Below are 12,006 nucleotides of genomic sequence, written 5' to 3'. Positions count from 1 at the left end.
TCACTTCAGACCTAGATGATGTTAGCAGCCACTAAGTTGTTACTGTTAAGGCCAAGTAACACGATCGAGGAAGCGTTAGCGCCCCCAAAGAAGTTAGCACCACCATTACCTTGAATGATCAAGGTGTCGGCACCACCGCCATCGGAGGTAATAGTAAATACGCCCGTGCCAAGGGTAAAGTTACCAGACAAGAAGTAGTTGGTGTTAGCCGCCAGATTGTTATTCGCTACGCCAATACCCGTAACTGCTGCCGCGGCAAAATTCAAGTCCAGTATGTCACCATTAGCACCGCCCACGAATCCTCGGATGATATCGACGTTGGGGACAGCAGAGGTACCAACTGGTGCAAAGGTAATAGTTCCATTGGCAGTAAAGGTATCTGCCGCCGCACCACTAATCGCAGATCGAGCCGCACTGTCAGCAGTCCCCTGGACAAATGTGTCGATACCGCCGCCACCGGTGAGTTGGTCTGTACCGAGACCACCAGTAATATTATTATTACCACCCCCACCGCTAATACTGTCTCGCAAAATACTACCAACTAATCGGTCATCGCCTTCCGAACCAGTGATGGAGATGGCAATGGCAGAATTGCCATTCATCACCAGTGCCGCACCATCGGTCATGCCAGAAGCGTCGATTTCGTCCGCCGTCACTGCACCACCAATAGTCAAAGTGGAGTTACCAGTGATGGTAATCGCGTTATTTACGCCGTTGGTATCAGGCAGGGTGACAGCCCCAATTGTGTGGCCAGCGGGAGCATCGGTGGAGTTGATGGTAAGTTGCTCGCTCGGTCGATCGACGTTGTTTAACGTCAAAGAGGTCAAAGTGAGATTGTTTGCCTCTGCTCCATCGATATTCAGGGTGAGGGCATCGGTAGTGGCAGTGCCTTCCGCTTGAACGTCTAAAGCACCAGTGTTGCCTAAAGTGGTTAAGGTGTTATTGCCCGCGTTGAAGCGAATAGTATAAGCACCAAAAGTCCCCCCTCCTAGCTCCACCGTAGTGATTTCATCACCGATAAGGTCAGCCCGTAGGGTAGCGCCAGCAGTACCAGGACTGATTAAGGCTAAGGTTTGGATGTTGGTAATATTGTCATTCTCGGCCGTAATCCCTTCGGCATTAGCGGCGGTCACTTCTAGGGTGTTAGTCCCTTCACCACCATCGACGATATCCGCACTGGTAAAGCCGTTGACCGTGAAAGTATCATCACCGAGACCACCTGTAAAGTCAATGGTTCCGGTACCAGATATCACGGATAAATCACCCTCAAACTCGGAGGCATCTAGCTTGGTAGCGGTGTTGGCCAGGGCATTGGTGAGGGTTAGGTCTTGATCCCCAGTGATGGTTACTTCCTCAATACCGACGGCAGTCAGATCAACGGTGCTGGCCAACCCTTCGGTCGCGATCGCTAGTTGCTCGTAGCCATCGGTGCCAGATACTGGATTAAGAGTTAGTTGAGCATTATCAGCGACGGTACCAGCTTGATTCAAGGTGAGTGTCACCGCATCTTCGTCACCGGCAAGAGCGGCATTGGCGATGGTGATGATGGTATCAGCATTAGTGCGGCTCAGAGAAACCGTTTCCACTGCGGTTTGAGTGTTGGTCAATGAGAAATCGCTACTGAAAATAAAACCGCCAACAATACTAGAAACACTATCAGCAACATTGACATTCTTGAGACCAGTGACACTGGCTCCCAGAATGGTCAAAAGATTACCGACAGGACCCGTGTTAGTAACGTTAAGGGTCTCCACATCGGTGAAGATGGGTAGGACGCTTTCAGCACCACCAGTCCAGAGGACGGTTAAAGTGGGGTTAGTGCCGGAACCGGTTAGTTTATCACCACTGTTCAGGGTTTGGTTGACCTGCCCGAAGTTGTTGACGGGGGCGGCGAGGAAAAGGTTAGCGGTGAAATCGTCCTGACCAGCGGTCAAGGCTTCGCTATTGCCAGCCCCACCAGCTTCGGCGGCGGCCACTAGGTTAGCGGCCTTAGCCGCAGTAACACTAGCCTCTTCTGCGGTCACGGTTTCAAGGATGCTCCAAGAGGTGTTGTAGTCTTCCTCGGTAAAGTTAGAAATACCTTCCAGTTGGAACTGGGCAGCGAAATCGAGGGCTACTTCTGCCCGGTTGAGCAGGGCCTGTTGGATGGCAGCGGGCTGGTACTGGTTAAGGACGATGGGAAAATCTAAAATATTGGGGATGCCGTTGCCATCGCTGTCGGCGGGCGTACCATCGGGATTGGTGAGACTGAGCCATTCAACCCAGTAGTTAATCTCGTCGACATTTAAATCGGCTTCTTCTAGGCCGTAGGCATTGTTAAAAACCTCTAGAACGTACTGCCGTCTGGTGGCATCGGTGGCGGCTCCGGGGGCAGCCAAGAGGGGATAGGTTTGTTGGGCTGCGGCCGAATTGGCGAAAACAAGAACCGTTTCTTCCCAAGTCAGGGATGTCAAGCTAGGGTCAGTCTGCCACAAGCTAATGTCAGAGGCTGACGGAGCTTGGGAAGCATAAAGAATATTTAACGAAGCGTATACTTCTGTACTGATTGCCATGTTTTTAATCTCAACTCCTCACGGTTATGATAATTTGAGTCCGTCCAGAGGTCGGGGGACCCTAACGGCTACTCGGATAAAAGTATAACAAATTTTTCTGGTTTGGGCAAGTAGAAATCCGGTGGACATAAAAAAGTTATTCCTTGGATAGTCTGAATGGAGGCTTGACCCTAAGTTTTTCCCGCAGGAAAAACTGGGGTTAGGAAAAGCCCTCTTAACTATGGCTTAATTTTCCCTGACCGAGATAGTGATCTAAGGACTGTTTAATCCTGTCCCTTGCTCTCCAACTTGGTACTTGGTCTATCGGATATCTGGGAAGAAAATAGACTGTTCTTCTTTTCCCTGGCACGGCAAAGACTAGAAGGGTTAGGAAAGTCAAGCCACTCTAGTTCTCATAGTACCAAATCGGGGTAATACTGGCTTGAGTATTTACAAAAATACAATCTAATGTGGTTAGCACTCCCCCTTGATCGCGATAGGCATCGGCCACATCCCAAAGCCGAAAATTAAAGGATAATAACCAATCGGCGATTTCGGTTAAGAGGGGAGTTTTTTGGCCATAGCCCCGATAGAGCCAGCATTCGAGAAAGAGAACATCGACTTTAGCTAGGGTTTTGACGGCTCCTTTAAGTATAGACAACTCCGAGCCTTGGGTATCAATTTTGATCACTTGGGGATGGGGTAAACCAAGTCGGGCAATTGCGTCATCAATTGTTAACATTTGCACCGAGATGGGGGTGGTGGGCTGACTCTCATCACCGGTTTGCAAGAGGCTACTGCTCACCACGTCCGTGGAAACATTCATCGTCACCTCGCCGCAGGTTTCACCTAGGGCGTATTTATACAGATGAAAGGAGGGATAGACTCGCAGAATTTCTGAGATTAATTCCCGATAGTCGCTGCTGTATTCGATAAGAGGTTCAAAGAGATAAAATTCAGCTTCCTGCAGCACCTGTTTGATATAGTAGGACCAGCCACTATTAGAGGCACCCACATCAAAGATCACCCTTGGGGTGTAACCTAGGTTTTGTAGCCGTTTAAATACCTGTCGATCCAACTGGAGGACTTGAGGATCTAAGTCATCAAGCATTTTTTGATAATCAGACCTTAATTGCAGTTTTTCAGAGTTCATATCCTTGGAATTACTTCGGGTTTATCTTTTTCGGTACAATTTCATCCCATAAGTGCCTGTATCTAACTGTTCTCCTGTATCGTACCACTGGGGGAGTGAGTCGCCAACAATTTCTGCTAATCCGGGATTCCAGGGCGCTCTAGCACTGGCCCTAGGATCAATGACAATTAATGAAAGATTATCCCTATCCTCTGGTGTCATCTGCCCATTATAAAGGGGGAAATAAACTCGTTTACCCCGAGACTTGAGGGCGTAGAATGCTTGAAAATCAGCATAAATATGCTCCTCATGATTGATTTTGTTGTCAAGAAAGTTTTGTACTTTAGTATAGTCATTATTTTCCCATTGTTGTAAGGTAATTTGCGCTCGGTAAGGTAGTCCTAGTAAGTTGGCATAAAACAATAAAACCAAAAAAGCTATACTAATAATTGTCGTCTGAATTTTGCCAGTATTTTTTTCTAAAATGTTATTAAAACTCCAGCAAATACAAATTATCAAGGGAAACATCGACATCCAACTATAATAAAGTGGATATTTCCCCAGAAAACACATAGTAGTTGGTATGGTAATAACGGTGATCAAAGCAAAAAAGGAAGGAGAACGCCACTGGAAAGATTTGGTCAATAGTTCATAAAATATCAAGATCATCAGCAGTACTGACAGTGGGGGAAAAGACAGATCTCCCGAGCAGCCACGACACACATAATCTTTCTGGTCAAAAAGTTTGCTCACTTTGGAAAATATTATATCAATGACACTTCTGTTGCGGTTGGCATTGTCAGCAATCTGACCCAAAGTCATACCAACAAAATCATCCCAAACACCATTGGTTGAGTAAAGTGCATAAAGAAATAACATTCCTAAAATAAATCCCCCAATTAGAGCGACAAATTCCCGAAAAAATCGCTGAAAGTTGAAAAGGAGTAGGATAACGCCAAAAATTATGGCAAAGGCCACTGCTGACAATCCGGAAAGGGGAAAGAAAAATCCAATAATTGTCATAGTAAGCCATCGGATTTTAGCATCTTTTATTAAAAAAGCTCCCAAAACCAGTGCTGATAAGAAAATGCAGGAAGTGTCGTACCTTCCCGATGTATAAATAAAGGTAATTCCTGCTGGCAAAAGACAACTAACCACTAGGATGATTCTTAGCCAAGAAAACTTAATTAAAGGCAAGTTCTTGATGAATAACCAGATTACAGTGATGCTAAGAAGCATTAACACATAATTAAAAAGCCTAACTTTTTCAATACTAAATCCCAAAACTTTTATCCATAAAGCCAGCAAAAATGTATAAAGAAAAGAAACGCCAACATGGAACTCTTGAGCATTTTGATGCCACCAAGCAGCCGAGGTAAAACTGTCGTATAAAGCTAGATTGGCTGCTGGTTCTGTCAATGCTACTTCATCTATCCACACGGGTTGTAATCTAGGTCCAAAGAATATGCCTACTAGCAAAAAAGCAATTCCCAAACCGATGAGAATCAAAATTTCACTGCTTAAGGATATATTTTTTTTCATAATCATTACTCACCTAGTTAGTTATTCTGTGAAAAATAATTGACTTCTAATTTTCTAAGCAGAAAAGTAGGTAGCTGGCATAACAGAAGCAGACCAAAGTAAGGCTTGATGGAAGACCTGATAATCTTTGAAAAAGAAAACATTGCCCCAAGAATTATCGAGGGAATATGCAGAATTACAGTAATAACTAACGTCGGAACTTCCCCAAATACGATAGATAACTAGATGCCAATGATAATCTCTTTCTTTCATGGCCTTGACTAAATCTGGTAATTGATTCATCGCTCCCGAACGACCAAAGGGGAAATTTTTATCCCAAAATTCCGCAACTACCACGGGATAACGATAGTTGCCCATACCTTTGATTACTTCTAAATCAAAGCCTTCTGTGTCAATTTTAACTAAACCAATATCTTTAGGTAATTCCTCGCCATCGTGGAGGCTGGCTAGGGTTTTAACGGTGACGGGAATAGTATCGGTAAATACTAAACCTTCGGAAAGAGAATGCTTGGTTAGACTGCTATAAAAGCTGGCATCTTGATAGGTGTTGTCGGCGGTTTCATCCGTGGCTATATTCAGTTCTTGGGTTTGATTTTCGGAACCGAGAGCAAAGGGAAAAAGCCGAAAGTTAGGATGATCACCGAGGCGATTTTTCAGCTTATCGATGACGGGAGGAAAAGGTTCAAAGGCATAAACTTGATAACCAGCTTGTAGGAGACGACTAGAAACATCGCCACGATTAGCACCAATATCTAATGCTAGACGATGGGGAAGATAGGAATATAAATAAGTCATTAATTCGATGTCTAGATCTTGGAAATATTGTTGATCGGTAATGACTTTATATTTTTGAGAGTGAATATCTTCAAAGATTTGGCGGTTATCTTCGCTGATTTGATGGAGATTTTCTTGTATTTTCTGTACGGTTCCAAAAATAGCATCGCTTTGCTGTTGGTAAGCTTCATAAATTCTCTGGAAAGAATCGAGAATTAAATCACTATGTTTTTGGGAGTCTTGTCGCACATCGCTGGCTATTTTTTGGGAGTCTAATCGCACATCGCTGGCTATTTTTTGGAAAGTGTCCAGAGTTGATTCGTGCTGTTTTTGAGATTGGCTGTGATTTGTCTGGATTTTTTCCGTCAATACTTGCATATTTTTAATTATATCGACGGAAAACTTGAGCAAAAAGGCTTGATTTTCCAGTGATAAATCAGCCTTTCGCTTGGTTTCTGCATTTTCTTGTCGGATTTGCTCCGTGGAGTTATTGAGTTGCTCAACCTTAAAATCTAAGGGATCAAGCTGATTAAGTTTCTCCAGTTTTTCCAGTTTTTGGATTTGTTCAAGTTGGACATGACTGAGTAAATCAAGTTTTTCTAAAAATAAATCTTTGACTGCTTTAACTCGCCGAACTATTTTATTTTTGGCTAATAATTGTTTCATCATGGGGTATATTTTAGGTATAGAGGATCAAGGTTTAGAGGGAAATTGATTAATTTCTCGGTTAGTTTCGGGAACTAATAGATCCTGACGGATAAAGACGATTTCCTTTTGCAAGAGAGTTCCATCTATTGGCGATCGCCATTCTCCCGTTTCGTCATAATAGCGAAATCCCAACCGGTCTAACCAATCAATCATTTCACTAATAACTAGAGATTTCTCATCGTATCGGATCACGGATAGTTCGGCGATAATCAAATCTACTTGGGGGAGAAATGCTTGCGCTCCTTCTAAGACAAGATGTTCGGCGTATTGAACATCTATTTTGAGAATGCCACGCCCGGAAATCTGCTGCTCTGCGGCGATCCGATCAATAGTAGTGACAACCACTTCCAACGGCTGATAGTCTCTCAAATCGGCGGGATTAAGCAGGGAACTACAGTAAAAATCGGCAGAAACTTGCAAATTTAAACGTCCTTCTTCATTGGAAACCGCCACTTCCAACAATTCTGCCACGGGGATATTGCCGATAAAATAATCTCTAGCGAACTGCTCATATTGGGAAGTCAAGGGATCGATGAGAAGATAACGAGCTTCAGGGAATAATTGACTAACGGTAAAAGACCAGATGCCGTGGGAGGCACCGACATCAATAACGAAATCCGGTTGATAACCCTGGCCTTGCAGACGACGCATCACTTGATAAACTGGCACATAATCTTTATAAATCTTTTTGGGGACAGGTGGCTCAATAAAAGGCACGGCATCTATCGGCGATCGAGGTAAAATCGCTTCAAATCTGTCATCGGACGCCTGTTCTTTTTCTAGGGACTGCCACACCCAATTGTTAATATCTTGATCGGAGAATTTTGCCGCTACTTTAACGGCATTTTCTCGCATTCTTTGCTGATTTTCTGGGTTAAGAACGTAGTCCACGGCTGCTGCCAAACTTTCGGGTGTATAATCACAAACCACCCCGATTTGAAAGCGATTAATAAAGTTAGCCGCCGAGGTTTTATTACTGCCTAAAAGAATTACCGGGGTGTTAGCGGTGGCAAGGTTAAAAATAATCCGGCCGGGTAAACTAAGGCGAGACAATTCTGTCCGATCATCTCTTTCGTCCATGGTCCCCGTGGGAACAATAACAAAGGGATATGCTTGTAGTTGTTGTCCTAGTTGTTCTTCGGGATAAAGTCCTTGGCTATAAAGTCCCCATTTTTCTAATTCTGCGGCAGATTCTTTGAGCCAATAATAGTTAGAATTGCCATACCAATCTAGTTTAATTCCTGCTCCTTGAATACTCTCTAAAAGAGATTGGAACCATTGGGGACTCCAAATACTCCCTAATAAAGCTCCCCATTTTTCTTGACAGCGTTGGGGAGAAACTTCGGCAACTTCACTATTAATGAGACGGTGGGGAACGATCGCCGGTAGGAGCCAAAATTTGTAGCCGTACTTATTCTCGTAAGCGTCGCGGAGTTCGGGATGGGTGGCAAAACGAACGGAACATTTGCTTAAAAACTCCCCCATCAAAGCATCAGATATCTCCTGAACGCAGATATTCTGATCGTCCATGATGTAGGTGGCAAGGGGAACATTAAATAATTCCTTAATAGCGATCGATGTCAGAATATCGCTGGCATAGTAGGGGACACAAAAAACTTTTTGGACTTGATGGTGTCCGAGAGTTTGGAGAATTGATTGAAATATCGCCGGTCGCGACATTTTCTTATGGTCAAGGTGGAAGCTTAAGACCCCGAATTGTTGTTCACCACCATAGTGATTATCGGAACGGATGGAAATAATCTCGCTATCATCGGGAAAGATTCTTCTGACCAAAGCTCCTGTCCCGTGACTTTGATTGACTTCACTAGCGGTGACGATCACACTGCACTTAAGGCTATTTTTCTCGAATTGTTCAAAGCGATTATCGATGGGTTTTCCCTGTTCTAACGATCTCCAGAGCCAATCATCAAAATGATCGGCTTTTAAGCTTTTGGCTAATTTTTGACTGGAATAACGGAGCCGCAGTTGATTGCTTTCTATTCGCAGTTTCTCTATTTCTGTTAATAAGCTTTGAGCTTTATAATCACAGACAGTTCCTAGGTCGAATTCTTTGACGAACTGAGCGGCGGCACTATCTTCACGACCAACAATAATGATCGGAGTATTAGCAACGGCGGTAATAAAGGGAATACGGGAAGGCAAACTCAAACAGGCGAATTCGGGACGATCTTGCTCGTTTTCAGAACTGGCGGTGGGAACGATTGCAAAAGGTGCTTGACGTAAGTAGTAGATGAGAGCATCTTGGCTGCAGTAACCTTTAAAGAAGATACCATCTTGTTCTAACTCTGCTTCTTGGAATTGCAACCATTGACGATTAGGATTGCCATACCAATCTAATTTGATCTGGGATTCTCGACATAATTGCCTGAGATTTTCTAGCCAAGTCTGAGACCAGATATTACCGATCAAAATCCCTCTTGCCATAGAATCGGGGGCGGTAATTTCTGGTGGCATTAAATGACTTTCTACTAGAGGCGGTACAAACCAAATTTTCCTTTCGTATTTTTTACTATAGGCTTGGCACAGGGGCTTAGAAATACCTAAAACTAGATCACTATTATCTATTAATTGCTTAACAATGCCATCGGCCACAGCCCTGACATAGACGTTCTGATCATCCATCAAGTAGGTACAAACTGGGACTTGAAAGAGAGATTTAATCGCCGCCCCTACATAAAAATCCTCGGTAAAATATGGGATTACTAAAACTCTTCTTGGTTTTGTATAAACAAATAATTTTTGAATTTTTACTAATATTTCTGCGTAGGAACAACCGCGCACATCTAGGCAAAAATTCTGAACGCCAAAATGATGCTCCCCTCCGTAGAGATTAGTGGTTCGTAAGGAGACTATCCCACTGGTATCAGGGAAAATTCTCTTTAAAAGAACCCCGACACCATGATTCTCATTGATTTCGTTTGCAGACACTATAATATCATAACTTTCCTGGAATTTGTCGGCAAAACTATTTAAGTCTTGTAACGACAAACTAAGTTCTTTTTGTAGTTCCTGATAAGAGGTGAGCATAATGATTAATTTTAATAGGCTCTAACTATAGATATTCTATTGACTCTGACAGATTTTCTCAGAAAAACCAAGCATAACCTCGTTTTGCTTACTGCCTCGCCATTAAGATAACTGCCGTATTTTTTCTTGGTTATCCCTCTAGAAATTTTATATTTTTCGATATACCCTGTCAAATTTATTGTCATCCATCCCACAAAACCGAGATTGATCCTTGCAGGTCTTAATGTTTTAACATTGTTCATCTCCTTTTTACCAACTTCGGCCACCACTCTCACAATGACCTTTTTATATCGCTTTTTGTTTCCCCATCGGCAATTATCATCTTGCCTTGGCAGACTAGAACTGATGCACCACCCACAGAAACTTCCGTAATTGCCCGGTTGTTTTTCTGAAACTTTAATTGTATAGTGCTGGGTCTGCCCATTTCTACCCCTTGGATTATCGTCCATTGATTCATCCCTTCCCTAGAAGATTCTAAGGCCCCTAGGTAGGCACGCGGGGGATAGGGCAACAGTTATCGGAGAATTTTTTGATCTTACACCTATTTTCACCTCTGACCGCTCCGGTGGTCTGTCTAGGGATAGATAATCCTTGTCGATCCCTGACTCGGTTTTCTCAGCTATTGACAAGGGTTCCCCTAAAAGCCTACAAGTATTTTGGATAGGTATGGCCATTGAGGAACCGACCAAAATATGAAAATAAAGACAAGATTATGGGAATGGGGCAAATTTTTCTTAAAAAGCGGTGCTAGTATCGCCCTAGCACTATTTTTAATCTTAAGTCTGTTCACGGTTAAGGGGACTGCCCCTGCTTTAGCTGTGCTTGCTCAGGGTGATGCGGTAACGGATCCCACCGCTATTTTACGCAATGCCTTACCCATAGATAATAAACCAATTCGTCAAGTGCAACAATCGATCGAAGATATTGCCAAACATCTGCGGGCCAAGCGTTGGAGTCCGATTAAAAAAGATGTCAAGGATGCCAATTATGCCCTTTCTACCAAAAGCAAGGCTATCTTAGATAGTGTTCCCGAAGCAAGTAAAAGCCAAGGAGAGGAATTAATCGAAAAACTCAAAACGGGAGTGGCAGCCCTCGATACGGCCGTAGAAGCGAAGGATAAAGAGGCAGTTTGGTCAACCAGACGAGAATTGCTCAATAATATCACCGCTTTAGAAGAATTAATGGTGGTGGGTTTTCCCTTTAACGTTCCCCCGGAATACGCTAACTTGCCGCAATTGCGAGGACGTGCCACCATAGAGATGCAGACCACCAAAGGAGATTTAACCATCGTTGTGGATGGTTACAGCGCTCCGATTAATGGGGGTAACTTTGTGGATTTAGTCCAACGGGGTTTTTATGACGGTTTACCCTTTATTCGCAGCGAAGATAATTTCGTTGTGCAAACTGGGGATCCCGTCGGTGCAGAAGAGGGGTTTATTGACCCGAAAACTAAACAATATCGCTCTATTCCCTTAGAAATTTTGATTAAAGGGGAAGAAGAACCAGTTTATGGCAACACTCTCGAAGAATTAGGGATTTACTTACCCAGTCTCGCCTTGCCTTTTAACGCTTTTGGTGCATTGGCCTTGGCGCGTCCGGATACTAATCCTAACGGAGGTTCCTCGCAATTCTTTTTCTTTAAATTCGATAATGAATTAACTCCTCCGGGGTTTAATCTCATGGATGGTCGTTATTCGGTTTTTGGCTATTTAGTCCAGGGAAAAGAGGTGTTAGAAGAACTTACCGATCAGGATAAGATTATCACCGCTAAAGTAGTTTATGGCTTAAATAATCTCGTCCAACCTAGCTAGGTTGGGGGTTTTTAACTGGGTTTTGTTAAGGCACAGAGATTAGTCGAGATAGGGGAAGCAGCTCGGATTCTGGGTACTTCCCCCGATACTCCTAGGGTCGTTTCATTCTCTCATCGGAATAAATATCTGAAAATTTGTCAAAACGTCGTGCTTTGTAGGGTTGATTCATGAATCAACCCTACCCTTAATCCCCCCTTGATCCCCCCTTGATCCCCCCTTAATCCCCCCTTGATAAGGGGGGTGCCTGACAACTTTTAACACCTACCCACTTAAGATTATTAATTCCGCAATTTATCGCCCTGATTATTATTGATTTGATGGTGGCAAAAGTTATTTAATTAACATCACTTTTATCTAAGTTACCCTTTCCCTTAATCCTCGTTCATATCCCCAATCAGCAACGCCTAGGGAGAATTGGTTGATAGCCAAGGTCTAAGAGATGACAGAGTTGGTGATATAG

The 12,006-nt window shown here is 43.5% G+C and carries 6 protein-coding genes and 1 pseudogene; 1 reads left to right on the top strand and 6 read right to left on the bottom strand.

Features of this window, described 5'->3' with window-relative positions; all coding sequences use genetic code 11:
- Positions 1-11 precede the first annotated feature (11 nt).
- The 6 genes and pseudogenes from myaer_RS21830 to myaer_RS01700 form a co-directional block, all read right to left on the bottom strand.
- Positions 12-2,552, bottom strand: coding sequence for a beta strand repeat-containing protein (locus myaer_RS21830; protein WP_052734151.1), 2,541 nt, complete (start codon positions 2,550-2,552; stop codon positions 12-14).
- Between the two features lie 385 nt (positions 2,553-2,937).
- Positions 2,938-3,684 (bottom strand): FkbM family methyltransferase, encoded by a 747-nt coding sequence (locus myaer_RS01725; protein WP_046660704.1) that lies wholly within the window; start codon positions 3,682-3,684, stop codon positions 2,938-2,940.
- Positions 3,685-3,705: 21 nt separating this feature from the next.
- Positions 3,706-5,205, bottom strand: coding sequence for a glycosyltransferase family 39 protein (locus myaer_RS01720; RefSeq protein WP_235614794.1), 1,500 nt, complete (start codon positions 5,203-5,205; stop codon positions 3,706-3,708).
- A gap of 54 nt (positions 5,206-5,259) precedes the next feature.
- Positions 5,260-6,648, bottom strand: a complete 1,389-nt coding sequence (locus myaer_RS01715; protein ID WP_046660702.1) for an FkbM family methyltransferase — start codon at positions 6,646-6,648, stop codon at positions 5,260-5,262.
- Positions 6,649-6,672: 24 nt separating this feature from the next.
- Positions 6,673-9,735: an FkbM family methyltransferase gene (locus tag myaer_RS01710; protein WP_046660701.1), complete on the bottom strand. Its 3,063-nt coding sequence runs from the start codon at positions 9,733-9,735 to the stop codon at positions 6,673-6,675.
- 271 nt (positions 9,736-10,006) lie between these two features.
- A pseudogene (locus tag myaer_RS01700) lies at positions 10,007-10,225 on the bottom strand (hypothetical protein); the annotation flags it as partial.
- Between the two features lie 202 nt (positions 10,226-10,427).
- On the opposite strand from myaer_RS01700, the gene myaer_RS01695 reads away from it, so the two are divergent.
- Positions 10,428-11,546 carry a peptidylprolyl isomerase gene (locus myaer_RS01695; protein WP_046660699.1) on the top strand — a complete coding sequence of 373 codons (1,119 nt, stop codon included), beginning with the start codon at positions 10,428-10,430 and terminating at the stop codon, positions 11,544-11,546.
- Positions 11,547-12,006 lie beyond the last annotated feature (460 nt).

Origin of the sequence: Microcystis aeruginosa NIES-2549 (assembly GCF_000981785.2) — a bacterium.
Taxonomy (GTDB): Bacteria; Cyanobacteriota; Cyanobacteriia; order Cyanobacteriales; family Microcystaceae; genus Microcystis; species Microcystis aeruginosa_C.
This window is presented reverse-complemented; position numbering and strand designations above follow the sequence as displayed.

What these genes read in the sequence shown, in the direction of transcription:
- myaer_RS01725 (WP_046660704.1), bottom strand. Translation starts at nt 3,684, where the DNA reads ATGAACTCTGAAAAACTGCAATTAAGGTCTGATTATCAAAAAATGCTT.
- myaer_RS01715 (WP_046660702.1), bottom strand. Translation starts at nt 6,648, where the DNA reads ATGATGAAACAATTATTAGCCAAAAATAAAATAGTTCGGCGAGTTAAA.
- myaer_RS01695 (WP_046660699.1), top strand. Translation starts at nt 10,428, where the DNA reads ATGAAAATAAAGACAAGATTATGGGAATGGGGCAAATTTTTCTTAAAA.
- myaer_RS21830 (WP_052734151.1), bottom strand. Translation starts at nt 2,552, where the DNA reads ATGGCAATCAGTACAGAAGTATACGCTTCGTTAAATATTCTTTATGCT.
- myaer_RS01710 (WP_046660701.1), bottom strand. Translation starts at nt 9,735, where the DNA reads ATGCTCACCTCTTATCAGGAACTACAAAAAGAACTTAGTTTGTCGTTA.
- myaer_RS01720 (WP_235614794.1), bottom strand. Translation starts at nt 5,205, where the DNA reads ATGAAAAAAAATATATCCTTAAGCAGTGAAATTTTGATTCTCATCGGT.